The following is a 24,149-nucleotide window of genomic DNA, read 5'->3' on the forward strand; positions in this document are numbered from 1 at the left end:
ACCGTACTTCACCATTCCAGGGCGAAAGGCGTGCCGCGCCCGCGGAAATGGCCGACGTTGACGCATTCGGTCCGGCCCACCCGGGTCCTGCTCACCAGGGGCTGGTGCACGTGGCCGAACAGGGCGTATCTCGGCTGGGTCCGCCTGATCGCCTCCAGCGTGGCCTCGCTGCCGCGTTCCAGCCGGCGGGCGACCACGTCGTACAGCAGTTCGGGGATCGCGGGCGGGATGTGGCAGCACAGCACGTCCACCTCGCCCACCGCCTCGACCTTCCTCGCGTACTCCTCGTCGTCGATCTCGTACGGCGTGCGATAGGGCGTGCGCAGGCCCCCGCCGACGAATCCGAAGGTCAGGCCGCCGATCTCGGCGGTGGTCCCGTCGAGGACGAGATGGCCGGGCCGGGCGAACTCCGGCCACAGGCGCGGGATGTCGACGTTCCCGTACGTCAGGTAGGCGGGCTCCGGCATCGCCCGGAAGATCTCGGCGTACTGGCGGCGCACCGCCGCCTCGATGTGGTCCCTGGGGTCGCCTTCGAGCGTGGACCACAGCCGCGCCGACATGGCCCGCGCCTCGTCGAACCGGCCGGCGGTGCGCAGCCCGATGAACTCGGCCGCCCGCTCCGGCCCGAACAGGTCGGCGAAGATCCCGCGGGAGTGGTCGGCGTAGTCGACGAAGAGGATGAGGTCGCCCAGGCACACCAGGGCGTCGGCGCCGTCGCCCGCCCGCGCCAGGGCGTCCGCCCGGCCGTGAACGTCACTGACGACATGGACCCGCATGCGGGACATCGTAATACCGGTCCCCGGACACGGCCGGGGTGGCACCCTAGCGCTTGGTCACACCGCTGGTCGCGGGAACGCGCGCCCGCGACGGTAAGGAGCGGGTCGCGACTCCTTCACGGCATATGCGGGTCGACGGTCCGGCGTAGCTGCCCTGATAGCGTGCGAATGCCCAGATAACGCCTGGGTGACGGATCTACCCACGCGTAACTTCGCACGGTAGCGTCCGGTGAGGCCGATTCCCGCTCCAGCCTCGACCGTGGAGACCATTAGGAGCGCGCCCGAAGGAGTGACCGTGCGCGAGTACAGCGTTCCCGTGCTGGTGGACGTCCCGTTGTCCGCGAACTGCACAGACACGGTGTTCCAGCGTGGTGTCGACGAACCGGACGCCGTGGTGATCCGGCGCAAGGACGGCGACGCCTGGGTTCCGGTGACCGCGCGGGAGTTCCGCGACCAGGTCGCGGGCGTCGCCAAGGGCCTGATCGCCGCGGGCGTCGAGCTCGGCGACCGGGTGGCGCTCATGTCGCGTACGCGTTACGAGTGGACCGTCATCGACTACGCCATCTGGACCGCGGGCGCGGTCGGGGTGCCGATCTACGAGACCTCCTCCGCCGAGCAGGTCAAGTGGATCATCTCCGACAGCGGCTCAAAGGGCGTGTTCGTCGAGCAGGAGTCGCACGAGCAGACGGTCAGGGAGGCCGTACCCGACCTGGCCTCCGTCTGGCGCATCGAGGACGGCGGTCTCGAGGAGCTCACCCGGCTCGGCGCCGACGTGTCCGACGACACGCTGGCCGAGCGGCGGGCCGCGCGGGGCGGCCGCGACCTCGCGACGATCATCTACACGTCGGGCACCACGGGCCGCCCCAAGGGGTGCGAGCTCACCCACGACAACCTGCTGTTCACCGCGCGGAACGTGGCGCACGGCCCGCTCGAGCTGCTGTTCGACGTGCAGGACCGCGCCGCGCTGCTGTTCCTGCCGCTCGCGCACAGCTTCGCGAGGATCATCCAGATCGTCCTCATCGAGACGTCCACCGTGATCGGGCACACGGCCAACATGAAGAACGTCGCCCCGGACCTGCAGTCGTTCAAGCCGACCTTCCTGCTCGGGGTGCCCCGGGTGTTCGAGAAGGTCTACAACGCGGCCGAGCTCAAGGCCACGTCCGAGGGCAAGGGCAAGATCTTCCACAGCGCCGTCAAGGTGGCGATCGAGTGGAGCAAGGCGGAGAGCACCGGCGGTGCCTCTCTCGGCCTCCGCCTCAAGCACGCGGCCTTCGACAAGCTCGTCTACGGCAAGCTTCGGGCGGCGACCGGCGGTTCGCTCAGCGCGGCCGTCTCCGGCGGCTCCGCTCTCGGCGAGCGGCTGGGCCACTTCTTCCGCGGCGTCGGCATCGAGGTGTTCGAGGGCTGGGGCCTCACCGAGACGAGCGCGCCGTCGAGCGTCAACATCCCGGGCGCGAACAAGGTGGGGACCGTGGGCAAGCCGTTCCCGGGCGTCACGATCGGTATCGCCGACGACGGCGAGATCCTGGTCAAGGGCCGCCACGTGTTCGCCGGCTACTGGAACAACGAGCGGGCCACCAAGGAGGCCATCGACCCGCAGGGCTGGTGCCACACGGGCGACGTGGGAGAGCTGGACAAGGACGGCTACCTGCGCATCACCGGCAGGAAGAAGGAGATCCTCGTCACCGCCGCCGGCAAGAACGTCGCGCCGGGCCCGCTGGAGGACAGCATCCGGGCGCACCGGCTGGTCAGCCAGGTGATGGTGGTCGGCGACGACCGGCCGTTCGTCGCCGCGCTGGTCACGCTCGACCCCGAGGCCATGGAGCAGTGGAAGGAGGCCAACGGGCGGTCCGGCGCCTCGATGGCCGAGCTCTGCACCGACCCGGCCGTGGTGGCCGAGGTGCAGCAGGCGGTGGACAACGCCAACCTGTCGGTCTCCAAGGCGGAACAGATCAAGAAGTTCGTGATCCTCGACATCGAGCTGAGCGAGGACAGCGGCCACGTCACGCCGAAGCAGTCGATCAAGCGGCACGTCGTGACGCGGGACTTCGCCAAGCAGATCGACGAGCTGTACGGATAGGACCCGACGGCGCCAGCCCCGGGCGACGCGCCGGGGCGGGGAATGCCGCGAGGGACCCTAGGGAGGGTCCGACTGCCCGCCGCCCGGGATCGCGCGATCCCGTGGCGGGTCCGCCGGCCCCTCCTCGGTGCGGTCCGCCGCCAGCAGGGCGGAGAAGCGCGCGGCGACGAGATCCCAGCGCCACTCCTCCTCGATCCACGTCCGGCCGCGCTCGCCCATCACGCGGGCGCGGGCGGGATCGCGCAGCAGCTCGACCAGCGCGTCCGCCACCTCCTCGTGTGACGTCCCGTCGACGACCAGGCCCGTCTCGCCGTGCCGTACGGCGTCGGGGGCGCCCCCCGACGCGCCCGCGACGACGGGAAGGCCGGTCGCAGACGCCTCCAGATAGACGATGCCGAGCCCTTCCACGTCCAACCCGCCCATGCGGGTACGGCACGGCATGGCGAAGACGTCGCCGGCGTCGTAGTACGACGGCAGCGCGGACCATGGCACGGAGCCGGTGAACAGCACGGAGCCCCCCAGCCCGCTCCTGGCCGCCACCCGCCGCAGCGCGTCGCGGGAGGGGCCTCCTCCGACCAGCAGCAGCGCCGCGTCCGGGACCCGGGCACGGACCAGCGGCCACGCGCGGACCAGGGTGTCCTGCCCCTTGCGCGGCACCAGCCGGGAGACGCAGACGACCACGGGCCGGGCGCCGAGTCCCAACGATCTCCTGATCAGCGCGCCTCCCGCGCCGGGGTGGAAGACCGAGGTGTCCACGCCCGGCGCGAGCCGTACGAGCTTGGTCGCGGCGATGTGCGGGGCGAGGTGGCGGCGCGTGTATCCGCCCAGGTAGGTGACCACGTCGGCGCTCTCGCCGATGCGCCGCAGGAGGTCGCGGGCGATCGGCAGCCTGGCCCAGGACGCCTCGTGGCCGTGCGTCAGCATCACCATCCGCCGGGCTCCGTCGTCGCGCAGCGCGGGGGCGAGGAGGCCGAGCGGGGCCGCGGCGCCGAAGACGACGGTGCCGCAGTCCCTCGCCAGCTCCGCGGCCCGGCGCGCCACCCGCCGCGTGGGCAGCATCAGCGACGTCGGATGCCGCACCACCTCGTACGGCTGCCGCGCGTCGAACGCCTCACACCCCTTCCATCGCGGGGCGTAGACCACGACCGAGGCCGGGTCGAGGCGGGAGGCGAGCCCGTGGACGAACGCCTGGATGCCTCCGGCCCTGGGCGGGAAGTCGTTGGTGACGAACAGCGTCCTGTCCACGGCCGCTCCTCCGGGCTCACCCCTGTTCATGGCCGTGCCGTCATGGTCGCGGCAGGCCGTTGAGTCCCGCCCAGGACCTGGCCATGGCGATGCGCTCCGCGGTCGAGGGATGCGAGGCGTACAGCAGGTACTCCAGGGCGTTCGGGGAGAGATCCGAGATGTTGCGCACCGCGAGGCTCTTCTGCATCGCCACGAACGTGGCGGGGTCCCTGGTGAGGTCGAGCGCGTGCGCGTCGGCGCGGGCTTCGATCTGGCGGCTCACCACGTTCTGCGCGGGGCCGGACAGCACGGTGCCGAGGGAGATGAGCCCGACGAGCAGACCGACGGCCCGGGGGTCGCCCGCGGAGGACACGCCCGCGCGCCGGCGCAGCGCCTGGACGGCGATGAACAGCAGGCAGGTCCCCGCCGCCGCGCCGAGCGCGCCCACCAGCGTGCCGTAGAGAACGTCGTCGCGCTTGGCGTGGCCGAGTTCGTGCGCGACGATCAGCTTGACCTCGTCCGCCGGTTGGCTGACCAGCGTGTCGTACACCACGATCCGGCGGGTCGCCCCGAACCCCGACACGTACGCGTTGAGCGCGGTGGTGCGGCGGGAGGCGTCGGCGACCAGCACGTCCTTGACGGGAACGCCGTCCTTCGCGGCCATCGCGAGCAGGTCGGCGCGCAACTGCCCGGCGGGCAGCGGCGTGAACGTGTTGAACATCGGTTCGACCACGACCGGGTAGGCGAAGGACAGCACGACGGTCAGCGTGAAGGCGCCGAGGGACGCGGGGATCCACCAGGTGCGCGGCCATTTCCGGGCAAGCGCGACGATCACCAGCACGGCGACACCGGAGAGCACGATCTGGAGGCCGAAGTTCTTCAGCCGGTCGGCGGTCCACGTGCCCCACGTCTGCGTGGACAGGCCGTACTCCCGCAGCACGGTCTCCATCCACATCCCGAGCGGCCATCTCAGCAGCAGCGAGACGACGTAGACGCCCAGCACGCCGAGTATCGCCCTCACCCACCAGGGCCCTCTGATCCGTCCGATCAGCCGGGCGCCGACCGGGGTGAGGACGAGCACGCCCGCGATGACCAGCGTCAGCGCGAGCGACAGATAGCCGGGAAGCGAGGTCGCCGCGTCGAAGGCGTCGGCGCGGGCGAGCTGCGCGGGGGTGAAGTCCCGCGCGGGATCGGGGCGCACCTCCGGGGCGCCGGGGCCGAGGGCGTTCCACGGGGTCGTGACGGCGACGACCCCCATCAGGACCGCTCCCAGGACCAGCAGCGCGATCCCCGCCGCCCGGCTCCCGGATCCCGTGCCGGCTCCGGGCCTGCCGACCCGGCCGGCGACGTCACTCCGTGGCATCCCCATCACCCCTTCACAGTCCCCCGGTGGCCTCTCGTGGGCGGCGCGTCAGGCGAGCTCGCTCCGCACGTACTCTCGCCAGGCCGCGGTGAGCTCCGCGAGGTTCGTGCCCAATGTTTTTACCAGCGCCGTGGCGAGATCATGGTCGCTCGCCGCGCGATAGAGGGCCACCAGGGCGCGCTCCCCGTACCGCTCGGCGATGTACCGGCAGGCCAGCCACGCCTCCTCGTACGCCTGCGGGAGCCGTACCGAGCCGGGGCGGAACGCCTCACGGCCGGGCAGCGCCGCGGGGAGCGTGCCGGCGCGGACCTCGGCGGCGAGCTCGCTGGCGACGGCACGGGCGGTCAGGCCGCTGTCGAGATAGCCGACGTAGTCGGCGAAACCCTCCACCAGCCAGGCCGGCATGTCACCGGCGACCGCGGCCCCGGTGGCGACGTGCGTCAGCTCGTGGGCGAGCACGACGCGGCGCCCGGTCTCCGACAGGCGGGCGAAACCCGAGGGCGCGACGATGACGTGATCGACGTCGGCCAGCGCGGCGAGGCCCGTCACTCCGGCGGGCGAGGCGAGAACGGCGGCCTGCGCGTCGGTCGCGGGGACGAGGATCACCGCGTCCACGGACCCCCAGACCCGCGCGACCGTACGGCGGGCGGAGTCGGCCACGGCGGCCAGCCCCGCGACCGGCACCGAGCCGCTGCGTACCTCCGGACGGGCTCCGGGCGCCGAGAGGGATCGCGAGGCGGACCGGGGATCGGCCGCCGTCCGGCCGCCGATCACGAGGGCGTGCTGTCCTCTGACGAGCGACGCTCCGGCCCACATCTCGGGATGCTCGCCCATGACCGCGCGCGCGGTGGCCAGCGCCCGGTCGGGCGGCGCGTCGGCGGGCAGGGCCGTCACCGCCCCCGCGACCAGCACGGCCGCCCCGAGGCGGACCACAGCACGCATGCCGAAATCGTACGAGCCTCCGGACATGCCGCGGCCCCGCCCCTCTGGCAGAGGGGCGGGGCCGTGCGGCGTACCGGTGTCGAACCGCACCCGGCCGGGGGGCGGCCCGGGCGCGCCCGGGTGGGGTTCGAGCCGGGCACGCCCGGCTGGGGGGTTGATGGGGGCTCAGTCCCCGGGACGGACCGAGAGGGGGCTCGGTGGGGGCAGCGGCCCAGGGACGGACGGCAGTCGGTCGGGGGGAATTCCGACGTTCGGCGTAGGGAGCTCAGGCCCCGGGACGGACCGCGCCGACGAAGCTGCTCTTGCGGTACGCGTCGAGCTTGTCGATCCTGACCTGCGCGCCGGTGTGCGGCGCGTGGATCATTTTGCCCTTCCCGACGTACATGCCCACGTGGCCGCCGCCGCTCGTGAAGATGAGGTCGCCGGGCTTGAGGTTCTCCCAGGAGACCTTCTTCTTGACGCCGCTCTTCTGTGACCAGGTCGTGCGGGGGATCTTGACGCCCGCCTTCTCCCAGGCGTACTGGACCAGGCCCGAGCAGTCGAACGCGCCCGGTCCTGTGGCTCCCCATCGGTACGGGTCGCCGATCTGCTTCTTGGCCACCTTGATGGCCTTCTCCGCGAGGCGCTTCTGGCGGGCTGCCTTGGCCTGACGGATCGTGACCTTCGAGACTATGGCCGCTTTGGCGGAAGTCTCCGCCTTCGCGGCTGCCGCCGTCGTGGTGGCCGTTTCCAATGAGAGGCCGTCCGTCACCGGTTCGGCCGACGCGGGCTGGGCTCCGACGGCTGCGACAGAGGCGGTGATCGCTGCGCCACCGAGGGTGACGCGGGCAAGGCGGGACAGGCGTGCAGGGGTGCTAGACAGGATCGCTCCTATGGTCTTCCGCTTGCGCCTACCGGGTTAGCTGACGGATTCGGGCGGGGAAGTCGCCCTACGGCGCGAAAGGCGCCGATTCACCCCGGACCTTCGATGAAGGTCATTGGTTCCCCGGCTCCGTGCCTCCTGACTGCACGGACTCGGCATGTCGCCGCACCCGGGGGGATCGCGAAGCGGGTGACGACGACGGATGATCGGCACGAACGCGGCTGGTACCGGCGTTCATGGCGACGGCGTGGAGTGCACGTCGCGGCCCAGAAGTTACCGATTCGTGCCATAGGTCGGCAAAGTCCATGCCAAGAAATAAAGATCGAATAAAGGCTCCGGTAAAACGAAAACCCCTGCATACCCGATGCATTCCGCACTAAAATGTGACTCTGGTCACATATTGCGAAACATCCTCCGGAACTGCCACATTGGCACCAGCAGACACCCTAGAAGGTAGATCTATTTTGGTGATCGAAATTCCACGGGAAGCACCCTGGGTCCGATCGACGTTCGCGCACACGATGTGAGAGTTGTCACATATGCCGCTTCCGCCGATGGGTGAAGGTGATCGCGGAATCATGATTTCCACCGTCGAATCGCCCCGTATAACAGGACCGAGTGATCCCGCCGCATAGAGCGGGACTGGTTGCTCCTTGAGGCGTCCGTTCGTGCGGGCGTTCAGGATTCACCGGCCCCGGCCTCACCCATTGGCATACAGCCGTCCCCAGAGGCTCGATCGAGCGCCCTACGAGCTCCATGCCGGCTCACAGGGCCGGAACCAGGGGAAGCCGGGCTCAGGAGGGACCGGGCCAGGGGCCATCGACATGGAACCTCGCCGCAGAGCACCGGCGCGCTCAGCGGCGTCCGGCCACGCGGACACCGCCGAAAGCCGCGCGAACACCGCCGAAATACGCGGCACAGGACAGATCCGAGGCCTGCGGACTCGCGACAGTGTGACGGCGGTGCGGACGGGACACCAACGGGTGTGCGGCCCGGGGCACCGGCGATCCGGTGCCCCGGCCGGGGCGGTCGCCGGAGTTCCCGGCGGCCGAGATCAGGGACGTACGGCGCCGATGGCGTTGTACTGGGCGAGCGTGACGACCTTCACCACATCGCCCGTCCGGGGAGCGTGGACGACCTTGCCGTCTCCGGCGTAGATGCCCACATGCCCGTACCCACTGTGGAAGAGGAGGTCGCCCGCCTCCAGGGCGTCGAGCGAGACCCTGCGGCTGGCACCCCAGGCCCACTGCTCGAAGCTCGTACGCGGCAGCGAGACCCCGCCGCTCGACCAGGCCGCCTGGACGAGCCCTGAGCAGTCCCAGGCCCCCGGCCCGGTCCCGCCGTAGCGGTACGGCTTGCCGATCTGGCGGTAGGCGAACTGGAGCGCGGCGAGCGCGTTGCCGGAGGCCGAACCCGTATAGGCGATGCCCGCACTGTTGGGGTTGCCGGCGTTGTAGGCGCCCAGGCGACGCAGCAGCTCGGTCTGCTCCTTGACCAGTTCGTCGGCCTTCTTCTTCTCCTTGAGGAGATCGGCCTTGACCTTGGCCGCTTCGTCGAAGGTGCTCTTCTTCTGGTCCCGCTGCCGTTTGAGGTCGGCGATGGCGCCCTGGTACTCACTGAGCCGCCGGGCACGCCCCTGGGAGAGCTGGTCGAGCGCGGCGAGACCGCTGAGCATGGACTCGGGGTCCGGGCTGTAGAACAGACCGAAGGAGACGACATCCCCGGTCTGGTAGGTGCTGTTGGCGACCGTGACCAGCCCCTCGCGCAGCTCCTCGACCTTGCTGGCCTGCGCCTTGTAGGTGGTATTGACCGCGATGTACTGCTTCTTGGCCTTCTTCCACTTCTCGTTGGCCGCGTTGTACTGATCCACGATCTTGTCGGCCTGCTCGTCGAGCTTCTTCAGCTTGGCCTTGGCCTGCGCGACAGTGGGCTTGGGATCCGCCTGCGCGCCGGTGATGGGCAGCAGCAGCGCCACAGCGGCCAAGCCGACGGCCACCGGTACACGCCCTCGCACTCAGGCCCCCTTCGTCATAGACAAACCTGGGGCGCGACTTTACTCAGGCGATCATGGCGATTCAACCTATTCGCAGGTATTCGACCTGATCATCACCTATGGCGATCAGCCTGGCACTCTAGGTGATCAGGTACGGCCGAGACGGCGGAGCAACAGGAGCGACGGCACCGGCCGCGCCCCCATCCGGCGCACCGAATCGGCCACCTCCCGGTCGGAGGAGACCACGGCGATGGCGCGGCCGGACGGCTCCGCCTTGACCAGCTGCCGGATGAGATCGTCGGCGATCTGGCCGGGCGCGCTGAACATCACCCGGACCCCACGCGGAGCAGAGACCTGGACCGGCCCATTGAGCTCGGCCCCGTCGAAGACGCAGGTCACCTCCACCCTTGCCTGTACGGCGAGGCCGCCCAGTCCGGTGAGGAGCCGCGCCCGCTGATCCGCCAGCGTGAGGGACGGGTAGCCCGTCTTGGTGACGTTGTAGCCGTCGATGATGACGTGCAGGTTAGGGATGGCCAGCAACTGGTCGAACAGCTGCGGATCGTCGTCGGCGAGCGCCCTGGCGGGCACCGCCCGCACGCTCGGCGCACCCGGCACCACGGCGGACACGTAGTCGGCCGGTTTGCTGATCATCGTGGGCAGGGCCAGCTCCTTGCGGAGCCCTGCCGCGGCGTCCTGCAGCGCGTCCATGAGCACCCGGATGCGGGCGTCCTCCACGCTGCGCCCCTCCCGGGCCGCACGACGGCTCGCCTCAAGGTGCCGCTCGGCGTCCGCGAGGCGTTCCTTGAGCTTGCGGACCTCGGTCTCCGCCGCGCCGCTGGCGTTCGCCACCCTGGCTCTGGCCTCGGCGGTCTCCGCCTCCATCTCGGCCGCCCTGCGCTCGGCCGCCTTCGCGCGCTCCCGCGCGTCGTGCAGCCTGCGTCGAAGGTCCGCGTTCTCCGCGCGAGCCACCCTCACCTGTTCACGGAAGCGCTCCGCCTCCTCCTTGGCGGCGGTCCGCTGGGTGGCGAGCTGCTCGCGAAGCCGGGCCTCCACCTGTTCGCGCCCCGCCTCGGCCGACGTGGCCTGCTCCAGGTCCTCGCGCGCTCGCTCGACCAGCTCAGGCCAGCCCGGAGGCCGGGTGAGGTAGGCCGCCGCGGCGACGAGCACCGGCTCGGCGGCGGCGGGCACCACTCCGTCGGCGAGACCCGCGACCAGGTCGGGCCAGGCCGACCGGAGCGTCTCCGCGACGGTCTCGCGGAACTCCTTGTCCGTTTCCAGCATGGCGGCGATCGGCGCGCTACCGAGGCGGGCGCGCTTGCGCGGATCGAACTTGGCGATGCCGCGCAACTGAGACGGAATCGCGGCGGCGGGCATGGACCCCAGCACCTGAGCCGCGAGCTCCACCACGTGTAACCGCACCTGCTCCGGCAGCGGACGAGACAGGCCCTCTCCGGCTGAACTCATCCGCTCGCTCCTCATCCTTGTCCTTTTTAAAGGGTACGGCTGTCGCGCCCCTGACCGGGTCGCGCATCACTCTCGCCTCAGCAGCCGCCCCTTCGGGGCTTTTCCCGCCGCATCATGGCGGTTCCCGCCTGATGCACGAACGTCGAGGCTAACGGAGTTCACCCAACCGCTTGGTTGCGATACGGACTCGGAGCACCCTCGTCAAGTGGCACGGGCGCACTCTGGCGGCTCCGCGCACGGGCCCGCCGACCTGCTCGGCGGCACGCCTCTCCCGCCTCCGCCGACGCCCATTGAGCACGATCGCAATGTGATCAGAGCGCGGGCTCACGAGCCGTTCGGGAACCGATCACCAGTCGATTCGAGGTCGGGAAGAGACCCCTACCGGACGTCCCGCCACTCCTCCGGCACTTCCCCCGGCAAACAAGCAGTATTTCCCCTGATCCAGACCGAACTACGGTCTGGAAACCCATGCACTGACATCTCAAAGTCACGGGATGCGACTATTGCCTCCGGCTGGGCTTGATCCCGTGAGCGATCAATCTGCACTTTGAAGCCATGCTTCTTCCACTGATCGACAACGGCGTTCACCGTCCGATGTGGATCGGGAACGATCACGTCGTAGCTGATCGTGAAGGCACGCCTACCGACCTCATCACACGGCCACAGCGCCCGCTGCATTGTCGGCGCTGCAGCAAGTCCGCTCATCTCGATCGTTTCCGCCAGCGTCACACTCAGTTCACGCAGCGCTCGAGCGATCTGCGGCTCGCCGGATCCTCGGCTCACAGCGCACCCTCCCGCGCCCAGAATTATGGGGATTAATAGGGCAATCAGTTTTCGATGTATCACCGTGACGCTCTTGCCTCTAAGAAAGTAATCGGCCGCTTACCAAGGACCACTTGGGCGATATTGCTGGTTGCCAGGGTCGTGGGGCCTGAGGTGGTGAAGTAGTCGCCGTGGGCGTGGGCGTCGACGCCCAGCTGAACGAGGTCGGTGTCCGTGCCGGTGGCGAGTCGGGTCACACCACCGAGGAGGATCGGGTCCTGCCCGTGTCCCGCCCACGGCGTGGCGAGCAGGCCCAGCAACCCGGCCTTCGACGCCAACGAGAGAACGGGAGCCACACTGATCACGTCGTGCGGATGGCGCAGGGCGTACAGGCGGGTACCGGGGGCATGCAGAGCTTCGGCCGAGTACACCCCCCATCCCGGGCTCGCGACGGCGACGAGGTTGCCGGGCCGCAGGCCGGCGCTCACGGCGTGTCCCGTCACGGTGCTGCCGTAGGAGTGGCCGACCAGGGTCGTGCGGACGTCGGCGCCGAGGCGTAGGCCGGTCACGAAGTCGCGGAGCATCGGCCCGCCGGCCTCGGCGTACGACGTCCAGGTGGCCTGCGTGAGCGACTGCGGCAGGTCGCAGCCCATCCACGCGATCGTCGCTGATCTCCCGCCGGAGAAGCGTTCGGCGAAGTCGTGCAGGGCCCGCGCGTTCGCGCCGGGGCCGTCGGTGTAGGTCTCGAGGTTGTTCCCGGTGCCGGGCACGGTGACGGCGACGGATGTCGCCGTGTCGAGGTCGCCGAACACCTCGGCGACGCGGCCCTGCCCCGAGGCGTCGAACAGCAGGAACTGCCTGGGCGCCTTCTCGGACACGACCCGTCCGTCGCGCACGGTCCGCACCTCGCGCGGTTCGAGCAGCCGGGAGAAGAGGGTGACCCGATCGGTGAGCCACAGTGTGCGGGCCTCGGCGCGGGCCTGCCGGACGAGCAGCCGGTTCGCCGCGTAACGCAGGCCGTACGGCACGCCGCCGAGAGGCCCGACCAGGTCGGCGCCGGCGAGAGCCACCGCGAGCGCCGTGTCCGGCGGGAGCCCGGCGAAGAACCCGGCGACCGCCGCGTCGCGGTCGAACCCGGCCTCGCGTGCCGCGACCAACTGGCGGAGGTCGGCGAGCGCCGCGTCGGCCGTACCCGAAGCGGCGGCGACCAGCGCGGCCCGGACGGCCGTGGGCTCCACCGGGTCGAGGGACACCGCGTCGGCCTGCTCGGCGATCGAGGCTCTGCGCCGCAGGTCCGCCGCCGTCGCCTCGCACCAGTGCCGGAGGGACCGCAGCCGCTCGGCGTAGTGCGCCAGCTCGGGATGGCGCGACACCTGGTCGAGACCGAACACCGGGGACAGGCCGGGGGCGACTCGCGGGGCCAGACCGCCCGACACGTCGTCCAGGCGCGCGGCGAGCGCGCGCATGGACGGCGCGTCGGCCAACCACAGCATGCTCACCAGCGGATCGTAGGCCATCGGTCACGCTGCGTGTCGGCTTCTGCCAGGCTTGCGGCGTGACGTTCGAGAGTGACGCGATGCGCAGGGCGGCTCCCCGCTTCGACGAGCTGCTGGATCAGGTGGCGGCACTGCGCCGGTCCCCGCGCTGGACCGGCCCGGCCGCCGAGCGCTTCGACCGGGAACTCCGCGGGTGGCTCGGGATGCTGCACCAGTTCTCCGAGGATCTGCGGAGTGTCGCCGCCAGGCTGGAGCGGGAGGCACAGCGGGCTGACCGGCCATCCCCAATAGGATGATCGCGTGCTGAACCCTACCTATCCGATCAAAACTCCCCGGTTGCTCCTCCGCCCCTTCACCATGGACGATCTCGACGAGTTGCATTCCTTCCACTCGCGTCCCGACGTCGTCCGCTACCTCCCTTGGGACGCGCGTACGTACGACGGGACCAGAGCGGCCCTGGAGACCAAGCTCGGGCAGGCCGCGCTGAGCGCGGAGAACGGCACCTTCAACATCGCCGTCGAGCTGCGCGAGACCGGCGCGCTGATCGGCGATATCTTCCTGTTCTGGCGCAGCCCCGAGCACCGCCAGGGCGAGATCGGCTTCGCGTTCCACCCCGACTACCACGGACAGGGGCTCGCCTTCGAGGCGTCCCGGGAGATCCTGCGGCTCGGGTTCGACGACCTCGGCCTGCACCGGATCTACGGCCGCTGCGACGCCCGCAACGACGCCTCCGCCAGGCTGATGGAGCGCCTCGGCATGCGCCGTGAGGCCCATCTCGTGGAGAACGAGCTGTTCAAGGGTGAGTGGGGCGACGAGCTCATCTACGCGATGCTCCAGCGGGAATGGACTCCCGCGGCATAACCGCGAACGCGGACGACCCGGGCACCGGCGTGGGGAATGTCGGTGACCGTCTCTAAGGTCAAGCGCGTGGAAGCGGTACAGGGCACTCTGGACGAGCTCGGCACTCCCCTCCGGGACGTGACGTTCGTGGTCTTCGACCTGGAGACCACGGGCGGATCGGCGGCCGAGCACGCGATCACCGAGATCGGCGCGGTCAAGGTGCGCGGCGGCGAGGTGCTGGGCGAGTTCGCCACCCTGGTCGATCCCGGCGGCCCGATCCCTCCGTTCATCTCCGTCCTGACCGGGATCACGGACGCGATGGTCGTGGCCGCGCCCAAGATGCCCGAGGTGCTCTCCAGCTTCCTGGAGTTCATCACCGGCGCCGCTCTGGTCGCGCACAACGCGCCCTTCGACCTGTCGTTCATCAAGGCGGCGTGCGCCGCCGGGGGCTACCCGCCGCCCGCCAACCCGGTCGTGGACACCGCCGATCTCGCCCGCCGGGTCCTCACCCGGGACGAGACGCCCAACTGCAAGCTCGGCACCCTGGCGCGGCTGTTCCGCAGTACCACCGAGCCCTGCCACCGGGCCCTCGCCGACGCCAAGGCGACCGTCGACGTGCTGCACGGCCTGATCGGCCGGGTCGGCTCGTACGGCGTGCACACCCTGGAGGACCTGCGCACCTTCGTCCGGGCGCCCAGTCCTGAGCAGCAGCGCAAGCGCCATCTCGCGCAGTCCGTGCCCGGCGCCCCCGGGGTGTACATCTTCGAGGACGCCAAGGGCGAGGCGCTCTACATCGGCAAGAGCTCGAACCTGCGCAACCGGGTCCGGAGCTACTTCACGGCGAGCGAGACGCGTCCGCGCGTCCGCGAGATGGTCGGCATCGCCGAGAGCGTCCGCACGATCGTGTGCGCGACCGCGCTGGAGGCGGAGGTCCGCGAGCTGCGCATGATCGGAGCGGCGAAACCGCGCTACAACAAGCGGTCCAGGTTCCCCGAGCGGGTGGTCTGGCTGAAGCTGACCGACGAGCCGTTCCCCCGGCTCAGCATCGTCCGGGAGATCAAGGACGACCAGGGCACCTACCTCGGCCCGTTCCCGAGCAGCCGCATGGCCGACGACGCCCGCTCGGCCCTGCACGAGGCGCTCCCGCTGCGGCAGTGCACGCAGCGGCTGTCCACGCGCGTCCGTGGTGTCGCGTGCACGCTGGCCGAGATCGGCCGGTGTGGAGCGCCCTGTGAGGGCCGCGAGAGCGAAGAGGGCTACTCCCTGCACGTCGAGAGCGCCAGGCACGCCATGGAGCGGGATCCGGAGGTGGTCTTCTCCGCGATCGAGGCGCGCATGCGCCGCCTGTCGGCCGAGCAACGCTATGAGGAGGCCGCCGTCGACCGCGACCGTCTCGCCGCCTACATCCGCACGGCGGCCCGCATGCAACGGCTGCGCTCGCTCACCTCGATCCCGCAGATGGTGGCGGCCAGCCCCGCCTTCGACGGCGGCTGGGACATCCACGTGGTGCGCCACGGGCGGCTCGCGGCCGCGGGGGTGATGCCGCGCGGCGCCCATCCGGTCCCCTACGTCGACGCCCTGGTCGCCACGGCGGAGACCGTGGCGCCCGGCCCCGGCCCCATTCCGGCCGCCAGCGCGGAGGAGACCGAGTGCGTCCTGCGCTGGCTCGACTCCCCCGGCGTACGGCTGGTGCGGGTGGAGGGGACGTGGAGCCTGCCCGCGTACGGCGCCGGCCGGCTCAAGGACCGGGTCGAACGCGCCTACCAAGGGCTGCCCAGACACCAGGCGCGGGAGGGCAAGCCCCTACGATGAACCACGATCCCGCCCGGCGCCTCCGGAGCGCGGGCGGCGTCCGACGACGCACTCGACGACACACTGACGACACAGGAGAACGCGAATGGTCACCGCGATCGTGCACATCAAGGCTGATGTCGACCGGATTCCCGAGGTCGCGCAGACGGTCGCAGAGCTCAACGGGGTCAGCGAGGTCTACTCCATCACCGGCGAGTACGACCTGCTCGCCATGATCCGCGTCGCGAGGTACGAGGAGATCGCCGAGGTCGTTCCCGGCCGCATCAACAAGGTGCCCGGGGTGCTGCAGACCGAGACGCACATCGCGTTCCGCACCTACTCCCGTCACGATCTCGACGCGGCCTTCTCGATCGGCCTCAACGACGGAGACTGACCCGCCAGCAGGCGGACCCTCATCTCGAAACCGCCGGACACGACGCGCGCGGTCACCGAGCCGCCGAAGAGCGCGGCACGCTCCCAAGTGCCGAGCAGCCGTTCCCTGGGCACGCCGTCGTCCCGAATGGTCAGGTCGAGCACGCCCTGGGTCCAGCGCAGCATCACCGCGGCCGACCGCGCCGCTCCGGGCCGCATGGCGTTGCCCAGGGCCTCCTCCACGATCCGGTAGGCCGACAGCTCCAGGGTGGGCCGGGCCTGCCGCACGCCCTCCTCGGTGAACGTCACGTCCAGTCCCGCGGCCCTGAACGCGTGCAGCAGGGAGGGTAACTCGGCCAGGCGCGGCTGGGGGCCTCGTGCGGCTCCGTCCACGCGCAGCAACGCCATCATGCGCTGCAGGTCGCCCAGCACCTGGCGGCCCGACTCCTCCGCCTCACGCAGGGTCTGGATCGCCCGTACGGGGTCCTTGTCCATGAACACCCGTCCGGCACCGACGCCGAGGGTCATCACGCTCAGGTCGTGGGCGACGACGTCATGCAGCTCCGAGGCGATGCGGAGCCGTTCACGCGTGCGCAGCAACTCCACGCGGTCACGCGGAGGGAAACGGGGCTGCCACGGCGGTAGGAGAAGGGGACCTGACGGCCGTGACCCGCCAAGGCTCCGGAGCGTGGGCAGACATCGCCGGGAGAGGCGGACGAGGCAGGCAAGGAGGTGGCGCGTCATGCGGGCACCGTACGACTCGCGCCGTGCCGTACGCGTCACCTCAAAGGCGGACCGGGAATCCCTCCGGGGACGGACCCCGGCCCGCGCGGTTCATGAGGCGAGAGCGCGGCTGATCTCGACCCAGCGGTCGAGCGTCGCGGCCGCGCGGCCGGTGTCGACCGCCTCCGCGGCCCGGGCGTAGGCGGCGCCGAGGGCGGCGACCAGGTCATCGCCCGCGCCGTCGAGCGCGACCAGCGCGGCCGCGGCGTTCAGCAGCACCGCGTCGCGCACCGGCCCGGTCTTGCCCGCGAGCGTGTCGTGCACGGCGGCGGCGTTGAACGCGACGTCGCCGCCGCGCAGGTCGTCCGGCCGGGACCGGGCCACGCCGATGTCAGCCGGGTCGAACATCGTCTCCCGGGGCACGCCGTCGCGGACGACGAAGACGCGCGAGGGACCCGCCGTGGAAAGCTCGTCGAGCCCGTCCTCACCACGGAAGACCAGCGCCGACACGCCTCGCTCGGCGAAGACTCCCGCGACCACAGGAAGCATCCGGGCGTCGAAGACGCCGATCGCCTGGGCGGACGGACGCGCCGGGTTGGTGAGCGGGCCGAGGAAGTTGAAGACGGTGGGGATGCCGATCTCCCTGCGCGGCGGCCCGGTGAAGCGGAACCCCGAGTGGTAGACGGGCGCGAAGCAGAACGCGATCCCGGCCTCGACCGCGAGCCGCGCGGTGCCCTCCGGCGACAGGTCGAGGACGACCCCGAGGTGCTCCAGCACGTCGGCGGCGCCGCAGAGGGAGGAGGCGGCGCGGTTTCCGTGTTTGACGACACGGGCGCCGGCCGCCGCGGCGACGATGGCCGCCATCGTGGAGACGTTGACGGTGTGCGCCCGGTCGCCCCCGGTGCCGACGATGTCGACGACGGGCCCCTCGATGGACAGCGGGACCGCCCGGTCGAGCATCGTCCGGGCCAGGCCGGCCGCCTCGGCGACGGTCTCGCCCTTCGCCCGCAGCGCGACGGCGAAGGCGCCGATCTGTGCCGGTGTGGCGTCGCCGGACATGATCTCGCCCATGGCCCACGCCGTCTCGTCGGCGGTCAGGTGCTCGCCGGCGAGCAGGGCGGTCAGCAGGGACGGCCAGGTGGTACGCGAGTCCATGGAGAGGCTCCGTTTACGAGACGGGCTGGGCGGGGCGGGGCGATCCGGACGAGCTCAGCCGCCGGCGCATGAGGTCGGCGACGGTCTCGGCGACGGCCATGGGGTCGAGCGGCTGGGCGACCACGGCGTCGGCGCGGGACCAGTTGGCGAGCCAGCGGTCGTCCCTGCGCGCGATGATCAGCAGGATCGGGGGGCAGTTGTGGACCTCGTCCTTGGCCTGCCGGCTGATCCCCATGCCTCCGGCCGGGGCGGCCTCACCGTCGAGAACGGCCACGTCGATGTCGCCGGAGTCGAGATACTTGAGCACGGCCGGCTGGGTGGCGCACTCGACGATCTCCACGAGGGGCACGTCCGCGGCGGGGCGCCGCCCGATGGCAAGCCGCACCTTCTCACGGGTGCCTGCGTCGTCGCTGTAGACGAGAACCCTCATGTCACGCTCACTGTCGAATCGCGGGATATGGTCATCGTGATGCTACCGGCGCACACGCCGTACGCGCAGCCCAGGGCTTGTTGCCAAGATTCTCCGGTTCTAAACGGAGCAAAACGCCTCTAACGGGGGGGCGTGCGGCGACCCGACCAGGGGAGCCGCAATAATGCTGCGCGTGGCGACAGCATCCGCAATTACAACGACGACGACACCGTACGGGTCCCGCCGACCGAACCTCGTTCAGGTCGGGACCATCGTTTGGCTGTCCTCTGAGCTCATGTTCTTCGCGGCGCTGTTCGCGATGTACTTCACCATCCGGTCGGTCACCCTCGGCCAAGGCACAGCCTGGCCGACGGACACCCATCTCGACATCCCGTACGCCACGGCGAACACGATCATCCTGGTCCTGTCCAGTGTGACGTGCCAGTTCGGTGTATGGGCCGCGGAAAAGGGCCAGGTCAAGAAGCTCAGGCTTTGGTACATCATCAGCTTCATCTTGGGCGCGATCTTCGTCGCGGGCCAGCTGAACGAGTACCGCACCCTTGTGGAGGAGGGCACGACGCTGGCGTCCACCGCCTACGGCTCTGTGTTCTACCTGACCACAGGCTTCCACGGTCTGCACGTGACGGGTGGACTGATCGCGTTCCTGTTCATTCTGGGACGCACGTACGCCGCGAAGCGCTTCACCCATGAGCAGGCGACCAGCGCGATCGTCGTGTCTTACTACTGGCACTTCGTCGACGTGGTCTGGATCGGCCTTTTCGCGACCATCTACATCATCAAATGATCGGAACGGGGAGATCGGTGAACTCCATCACCGCGCGACGGCGGCATCCCCTCGCGCGTTTTGCCGTTGTGGCGCTCGCGCTTGGCCTCCTCGGCGGGGGATACGCGCTTGCCGCACCGACCGGCAGCACCGCGGACGCGGCGGTCGCGTCCGGTAAGGCCGACGACGTGGCGCAGGGCAAGGACCTCTTCATCGCCCACTGCGCCAGCTGTCACGGCCTGAACGCCGAGGGCACCAAGTCCGGCCCCACCCTGGTCGGCGTGGGAGCGGCGGCCGTGGACTTCCAGGTGAGCAGCGGGCGCATGCCCGCCTCCGACCCGGGAGCCCAGGCACCGCGCAAGCCGCTCGACGAGTGGGTCACCCCGCAGGCCATCGACCAGCTCGCGGCGTACGTCCAGTCACTGGGCGGCGGCCCGACCCGGCCGGCCGCCGAGCAGGTCGACCCGGCCAAGGGTGACCCGGCGAAGGGTGGCGAGCTGTTCCGGGCGAACTGCATCCAGTGCCACAACTTCGTCGGCGCCGGCGGCGCACTGACCTACGGCAAGTACGCGCCCTCGCTGAACGAGTCGTCGCCCACGCAGATCTACGAGGCGATGGCCACCGGTCCGCAGGCGATGCCCGTATTCAACGACTCGACGATCACTCCCGACCAGAAGCGGGACATGATCGCCTACATCACGAGCGTCCGCAGCCAGGTGGACCCGGGCGGCTCCGGTCTCGGCCGTATCGGCCCGGTGACGGAGGGTCTCGTGGCCTGGATCGCCGGCATCAGCCTGCTGGTCCTCGCCGCCATCTGGATCACCGCGAAGAAGCGACAGGCGCATTCATGACAGACAACACCATCGACCAGCCCGAGGATCGCGTACCGAAGCGCGTCATCGGCACGCCGCCCGCCACCGAGGCCGTCCTCAAGGACGAGACCGTCCACGAGGCCGCCGCTCTGCCGGGCGTGATCTACCAGGACCCGGCGAGCGCCCGCAAGGCCGAGAAGACGGTCGCGCTGCTCTTCCTGATCGCCTTCCTGGCGGGCGCCGGCTTCATCGCCTCGTACGTCATCTTCCAGGTCGGGACGATCGACAAGACTTCGACGTCCAACTTCGCGCTCGGCGGCACGCTGGCGCTGGCGCTGCTCGCGCTGGCCGCCGGCATCACCACATGGGTGCGGCGGATCATGCCGAAATACACCATGATCCAGGAGCGCCACCCGATGGCCTCCGACGCCGAGACCCGCGAGACCGTCAAGGAGACGTTCCTGGCGGGCGCCGAGGAGAGCGGCTTCGTCAAGCACGGGCTGCTGCGCCGGACGCTGCTGCTGGCGGCCGCGCCGCTGGGCCTGGCCCCTCTCTTCCTGCTGAAGGACCTCGGCCCGCTGCCGGGCACCAAGCTCCGGCACACGGTGTGGGGCGAGCCCACCAAGACCGGCAAGCCGCGGCGCCTCATCACCGAGGGCACCGGGCAGCCGATCCGCGCCGCCGACTTCAACTCGCCCGGCGGCATCCTTTCGGTGGTCCCCGAGGGGTACGAGCACGACCTCAACGCCCTGGCCAAGGCCACGCTGATCCTGCTCAAGTTCCGTCCGGAGGAGATCAAGTCCGGCACGAACCTGAACTGGACGCACGACGGCATCGTCGCCTACTCGAAGATCTGCACCCACGTGGGCTGCCCGGCGGCGCTGTACGAGCAGACGACCCATCACATCCTCTGCCCGTGCCACCAGTCGACCTTCGACGCGGCGGACGGCGCCAAGGTCGTCTTCGGTCCCGCGGCGCGGCCGCTGCCGCAGCTCCCGATCGGGATCGACGGCGAGGGCTTCCTCATCGCCAAGGCCGACTTCAACGTGCCCGTCGGGCCCAGTTTCTGGGAGCGCGGGGACGCGGAGGCGGAAGCTAGGGAGAAGGCGGAGAAGGCGTAATGGACACTCCTCCCAAGGCAATAGCCGGCGTCTCGACCTTTCTCGACGACCGCCTGGGCGCGGGCAGCTTCCTCAAGCGCAACCTGCGGAAGATGTTCCCCGACCACTGGTCGTTCCTGCTGGGTGAGATCGCGCTCTACTCGTTCATCGTCCTGCTGCTGACCGGTACGTTCCTGACGTTCTGGTTCAAGCCGAGCATGGGCCACGTGATGTACGACGGCTCGTACGAGCCGCTCAAGGGCATCATGATGTCGGAGGCGTACGCCTCGACGCTGAACATCTCCTTCGACGTCCGCGGTGGTCTGCTCATCCGGCAGATCCACCACTGGGCGGCCCTGCTGTTCGTCGCCGGCATGGTGGTGCACATGCTCCGCGTGTTCTTCACGGGGGCATACCGCAAGCCGCGCGAGCTGAACTGGCTGATCGGCATCGGCCTGCTGAGCCTCGCCCTGTTCGAGGGTCTGACCGGCTACTCGCTGCCCGACGACCTGCTGTCCGGCGCCGGCCTGCGGATCACCCAGGGAGTCATCCTCTCGATCCCGCTGATCGGCACGTACATCCAGTTCTTCCTCTTCGGCGGGGAGTACCCGGGCGAGGACATCATCTCCCGGTTCTTCACCCTGCACATCCTGCTCATTCCGGGCATCCTGCTGGCGCTGATCACCGCGCACATGATCCTCATGTGGGTGCAGAAGCACACCCAGATGCCGGGCAAGGGGCGCACCGAGAAGAACGTGGTGGGCGCGCCGTTCTACCCGGCCTTCATGGCCAAGGCGGGCGCGTACTTCCTGTTCACCTTCGGCGTGCTGGCGCTGCTGGGCACGTTCGCGCAGACCAACCCGATCTGGTTGTTCGGGCCGTACACTCCGGCGGACATCTCGGCGGGCTCCCAGCCCGACTGGTACATGGGCTTCCTCGAGGGCTCCCTGCGTCTGATGGTCCCGTGGGAGATCAACCTCTTCGGGACGTCCGGAGGCACGATCCCGCTGAGCGTGCTGATTCCGGCGCTGGTGCCGCTCGGGATCATCATGACGGGCCTGGCGCTGTATCCGTTCCTGGAACAGTGGGTGACCGGCGACCGGCGCGAGCACCACATCGCCGACCGGCCGCGCAACAACGCGCACCGCACCTCGATCGGCATCTCGGCGGTCACGTTCTACGGCATCCTGTGGCTGCTGGGCGCGAACGACGAGATCTCGGCCAACTTCCACATCGGCCTGTACGAGACGACGATCTTCGGTCGGTTCGCCATCTTCCTCGGTCCGGTGATCGCCTACATCATCACCTACCGGGTCTGCATCGGCCTCCAGCGCAAGGACGCCGAGGTCGTGTCCCACGGTGTCGAGTCCGGCGTCATCAAGCGGATGCCGAACGGCGAGTACATCGAGGTGCACACGCCGCCCGCGGACGACATCCTGGCGCACATCCGCGGCAAGAAGGAGATCCCGGTCATCGAGAGCGGAGTCGACCGTGAGGGGATCCCGCCGAAGGGAGCCCGCTCTCTCATCGGCAGGCTGCGCGCCAAGATGAGCAAGGCGTACGGCACGGACCGCATCCCTCTCGAGGAGGGCCACGGTCACGGCGAGGAGCACGCCGCCGTCGGCGCCGGGGAGCGCAAGGAAGTTCACTGATTCACCACGTGAGCGGCCCGGGTGGGATTCCCACCCGGGCCGTTTCTTCGTATTCCCCGCCCACACGGCCATCGTCCCCAGCCTGTATGGCCATCGGCCGCCGCTCCCCCTGGACGGCCCTCAGATCCTCCGAGACGACGAGCGGCCCGCACCCTCCGATTCAGGGGCGCGGGCCGAGGTCAGAGGCTCACAGGGCCGTCAGAGCGGCTCGGTGCTGGCGCCACGCAGCCTGCTCCACTTGAGCCACTGCTTCCAGGACTCCTGCCAGTGGCCCCAGCCGTTCGTGGGGTCGAGCGGGCGCGGCGAGCCGGTGACGACGATCGGGTCCCCGATCAGGGTGTTGGTCATGAACCACTTCGCGTTCTCCGGGCTGACGTTGACGCAGCCGTGGCTCACGTTGGAGTTGCCCTGATCCCCCACGGACCATGGGGCGCCGTGGACGTACTCCCCCGAGTCGGAGATCCGTACGGTGTCGTAGACGGTGGTCTGGTAGTAGCCGGGGCTGCCGGGGCCGATGCCGGGTGAGGTCATGACCGTGACGAGCTCGCGGTCCATGGCCAGATGGACGCCCGAGGTGGTGTAGTACTTCAGTTCGCCGCCCTTGCCCGCGCTGATCGGCATGTTGCGGATGAGCTTCCCGTCGCGTTTCACCTTCATGTGGTGGGTGCCCGTGTCGGCGTAGCTGATCTGGGAACGGCCGATCGTGAAGTCGCGGACGTAGTCCTTCGTGCCGTACATCCCGTCGGCTCCGCGTACGCCGGCGAGCCGGGCGACGAGCCGGACCTTCGTGTGAGCCGGCCAGTACTCCTTGGGCCTGAACGTCACACGGCGGTTGTCGAACCAGTGCCACGCGCCCTGGATCGGCTTGGACGCCAGCACCTGCAGGTTCTTCTCGATCGAGACGCGGTCCGTGACGTCGCGGTCGAACGTGATCATGATGGGCATCCCGACGCCGACGGTCAGCCCGGTCAGTTCCTTGTTCGGAAGGATGGTCTGGACGTCGAAGGACTTGGCCGCCTTCACCGTGGAGAAGACGCTCTTGGTCTCGGTCGTCTTGCCGGCCGCGTTGACCGCCACCGCGGTCACGGTGTAGTCGGTGCCCGGCGTCATCGGCCGTGCGCTCCGCCACCTGGTCCGGTCGGCGCTGAACATCCCCGCCACCCGTTTGCCCTTCGCCTCCACGGTGACGTCCTTCAGCGTCCCCCCGGCGGCCGACACCATGATGGGCAGCTCCGGGATCAGTCCCTGGGCGCCGTTCTCCGGCGTGATGCCCACGGCCGCCGCGGGTACGACGGCGACCTCCTTGTCGCGATCCGCCGCCGCGGCGGTACATCCGGTCGCCATCAGTAGGGCCAGCATCCCAGCACCAGCTCGCACGTCGGTCTCCCCCCGCCACACACCACTTGCATGGGGTTAGTACCCGATTACTGTGGGTCTGCGCTCAGGGCCGGGATGACAGCTGGCAAAGAAAAGCGTCGCGGGGGGGCGCCCCCGTACGGTGGGCGCGGCGCCCCGGAGCACACCAGAACAACGACGAGAATATGGCCCC

22 protein-coding genes and 1 riboswitch are annotated in these 24,149 nt (G+C 69.9%); of the genes, 9 read left to right on the top strand and 13 right to left on the bottom strand.

The annotated features are described in order from the left end of the window. Positions 1 to 8: 8 nt before the first annotated feature. Positions 9 to 776, bottom strand: a complete 768-nt coding sequence (locus AB0I59_RS08970) for a metallophosphoesterase family protein (protein ID WP_061256579.1) — start codon at positions 774 to 776, stop codon at positions 9 to 11. A 295-nt stretch (positions 777 to 1,071) separates the two neighbouring features. On the opposite strand from AB0I59_RS08970, the gene AB0I59_RS08975 reads away from it, so the two are divergent. After that, entirely contained in the window at positions 1,072 to 2,856 is a 1,785-nt protein-coding gene (locus tag AB0I59_RS08975) for an AMP-dependent synthetase/ligase (protein ID WP_061256829.1), read from the top strand. A 57-nt stretch (positions 2,857 to 2,913) separates the two neighbouring features. On the opposite strand, the gene AB0I59_RS08980 is transcribed toward AB0I59_RS08975, so the two are convergent. The 8 genes from AB0I59_RS08980 to AB0I59_RS09015 form a co-directional block, all read right to left on the bottom strand. Then, positions 2,914 to 4,101 carry a glycosyltransferase family 4 protein gene (locus AB0I59_RS08980; RefSeq protein ID WP_358131556.1) on the bottom strand — a complete coding sequence of 396 codons (1,188 nt, stop codon included), beginning with the start codon at positions 4,099 to 4,101 and terminating at the stop codon, positions 2,914 to 2,916. A gap of 40 nt (positions 4,102 to 4,141) precedes the next feature. Continuing rightward, positions 4,142 to 5,443: a M48 family metallopeptidase gene (locus AB0I59_RS08985; RefSeq protein WP_082776974.1), complete on the bottom strand. Its 1,302-nt coding sequence runs from the start codon at positions 5,441 to 5,443 to the stop codon at positions 4,142 to 4,144. A 48-nt stretch (positions 5,444 to 5,491) separates the two neighbouring features. Continuing rightward, the gene (locus AB0I59_RS08990; protein WP_358131558.1) at positions 5,492 to 6,385 is read right to left on the bottom strand and encodes a peptidase MA family metallohydrolase; all 894 of its coding nucleotides are present in this window, start codon (positions 6,383 to 6,385) and stop codon (positions 5,492 to 5,494) included. A 265-nt stretch (positions 6,386 to 6,650) separates the two neighbouring features. Further along, positions 6,651 to 7,118, bottom strand: coding sequence for a C40 family peptidase (locus tag AB0I59_RS08995; protein ID WP_358131560.1), 468 nt, complete (start codon positions 7,116 to 7,118; stop codon positions 6,651 to 6,653). 139 nt (positions 7,119 to 7,257) lie between these two features. After that, positions 7,258 to 7,415: riboswitch (cyclic di-AMP (ydaO/yuaA leader) on the bottom strand. Positions 7,416 to 8,301: 886 nt separating this feature from the next. After that, positions 8,302 to 9,261 (bottom strand): C40 family peptidase, encoded by a 960-nt coding sequence (locus AB0I59_RS09000; protein ID WP_061256574.1) that lies wholly within the window; start codon positions 9,259 to 9,261, stop codon positions 8,302 to 8,304. 126 nt (positions 9,262 to 9,387) lie between these two features. Then, the gene (locus AB0I59_RS09005; RefSeq protein WP_061256571.1) at positions 9,388 to 10,704 is read right to left on the bottom strand and encodes an NYN domain-containing protein; all 1,317 of its coding nucleotides are present in this window, start codon (positions 10,702 to 10,704) and stop codon (positions 9,388 to 9,390) included. A 378-nt stretch (positions 10,705 to 11,082) separates the two neighbouring features. Then, positions 11,083 to 11,487, bottom strand: a complete 405-nt coding sequence (locus AB0I59_RS09010; RefSeq protein ID WP_358131563.1) for a hypothetical protein — start codon at positions 11,485 to 11,487, stop codon at positions 11,083 to 11,085. Positions 11,488 to 11,546: 59 nt separating this feature from the next. Next, positions 11,547 to 12,959, bottom strand: coding sequence for an alpha/beta hydrolase (locus AB0I59_RS09015; RefSeq protein ID WP_358131600.1), 1,413 nt, complete (start codon positions 12,957 to 12,959; stop codon positions 11,547 to 11,549). Positions 12,960 to 13,021: 62 nt separating this feature from the next. On the opposite strand from AB0I59_RS09015, the gene AB0I59_RS09020 reads away from it, so the two are divergent. The 4 genes from AB0I59_RS09020 (at position 13,022) to AB0I59_RS09035 (ending at position 15,987) form a co-directional block, all read left to right on the top strand. Beyond that, positions 13,022 to 13,258, top strand: coding sequence for a WXG100 family type VII secretion target (locus AB0I59_RS09020; protein WP_358131565.1), 237 nt, complete (start codon positions 13,022 to 13,024; stop codon positions 13,256 to 13,258). 4 nt (positions 13,259 to 13,262) lie between these two features. Next, positions 13,263 to 13,823: a GNAT family N-acetyltransferase gene (locus tag AB0I59_RS09025; protein ID WP_358131567.1), complete on the top strand. Its 561-nt coding sequence runs from the start codon at positions 13,263 to 13,265 to the stop codon at positions 13,821 to 13,823. 42 nt (positions 13,824 to 13,865) lie between these two features. Further along, positions 13,866 to 15,614, top strand: a complete 1,749-nt coding sequence (locus AB0I59_RS09030) for a DEDD exonuclease domain-containing protein (protein WP_358131569.1) — start codon at positions 13,866 to 13,868, stop codon at positions 15,612 to 15,614. Between the two features lie 85 nt (positions 15,615 to 15,699). Then, positions 15,700 to 15,987 carry an Lrp/AsnC family transcriptional regulator gene (locus AB0I59_RS09035; RefSeq protein ID WP_061256561.1) on the top strand — a complete coding sequence of 96 codons (288 nt, stop codon included), beginning with the start codon at positions 15,700 to 15,702 and terminating at the stop codon, positions 15,985 to 15,987. Here the strand turns inward: AB0I59_RS09035 and AB0I59_RS09040 are convergent. From AB0I59_RS09040 to AB0I59_RS09050, 3 genes are all read right to left on the bottom strand, one after another. Then, positions 15,939 to 16,571, bottom strand: coding sequence for a sensor histidine kinase (locus AB0I59_RS09040; RefSeq protein WP_061256559.1), 633 nt, complete (start codon positions 16,569 to 16,571; stop codon positions 15,939 to 15,941). The two genes, AB0I59_RS09035 and AB0I59_RS09040, sit on opposite strands and share 49 nt — an antisense overlap. Before the next feature lie 228 nt (positions 16,572 to 16,799). Further along, positions 16,800 to 17,843 carry an anthranilate phosphoribosyltransferase gene (gene trpD / locus AB0I59_RS09045; protein ID WP_061256557.1) on the bottom strand — a complete coding sequence of 348 codons (1,044 nt, stop codon included), beginning with the start codon at positions 17,841 to 17,843 and terminating at the stop codon, positions 16,800 to 16,802. A gap of 13 nt (positions 17,844 to 17,856) precedes the next feature. After that, the gene (locus AB0I59_RS09050; RefSeq protein ID WP_061256555.1) at positions 17,857 to 18,273 is read right to left on the bottom strand and encodes a hypothetical protein; all 417 of its coding nucleotides are present in this window, start codon (positions 18,271 to 18,273) and stop codon (positions 17,857 to 17,859) included. 163 nt (positions 18,274 to 18,436) lie between these two features. On the opposite strand from AB0I59_RS09050, the gene ctaE reads away from it, so the two are divergent. From ctaE to qcrB, 4 genes are read left to right on the top strand one after another with little or no spacing between them, the layout of a single operon-like run. Next, on the top strand, positions 18,437 to 19,057 hold the full coding sequence (gene ctaE / locus AB0I59_RS09055; protein WP_061256553.1) for an aa3-type cytochrome oxidase subunit III: 621 nt from the start codon (positions 18,437 to 18,439) through the stop codon (positions 19,055 to 19,057). Between the two features lie 17 nt (positions 19,058 to 19,074). Continuing rightward, a complete protein-coding gene (qcrC, locus tag AB0I59_RS09060) occupies positions 19,075 to 19,887 on the top strand; it encodes a cytochrome bc1 complex diheme cytochrome c subunit (RefSeq protein WP_358131573.1) in 813 nt (270 codons plus the stop codon). Further along, positions 19,884 to 20,969, top strand: a complete 1,086-nt coding sequence (qcrA, locus tag AB0I59_RS09065) for a cytochrome bc1 complex Rieske iron-sulfur subunit (protein WP_061256547.1) — start codon at positions 19,884 to 19,886, stop codon at positions 20,967 to 20,969. The genes qcrC and qcrA overlap by 4 nt, the downstream gene beginning before the upstream one ends. After that, positions 20,969 to 22,600 carry a cytochrome bc1 complex cytochrome b subunit gene (qcrB, locus tag AB0I59_RS09070; protein ID WP_358131575.1) on the top strand — a complete coding sequence of 544 codons (1,632 nt, stop codon included), beginning with the start codon at positions 20,969 to 20,971 and terminating at the stop codon, positions 22,598 to 22,600. Before qcrA ends, qcrB begins: the two co-directional genes overlap by 1 nt. 198 nt (positions 22,601 to 22,798) lie before the next feature. Here qcrB and AB0I59_RS09075 read toward each other — a convergent pair whose 3' ends face one another. Continuing rightward, a complete protein-coding gene (locus tag AB0I59_RS09075) occupies positions 22,799 to 23,977 on the bottom strand; it encodes a L,D-transpeptidase (protein WP_358131577.1) in 1,179 nt (392 codons plus the stop codon). Between the last annotated feature and the right edge of the window lie 172 nt (positions 23,978 to 24,149).

The organism is Microtetraspora glauca, from assembly GCF_040656155.1.
GTDB classification, from domain to species: domain Bacteria; phylum Actinomycetota; class Actinomycetes; order Streptosporangiales; family Streptosporangiaceae; genus Microtetraspora; species Microtetraspora glauca.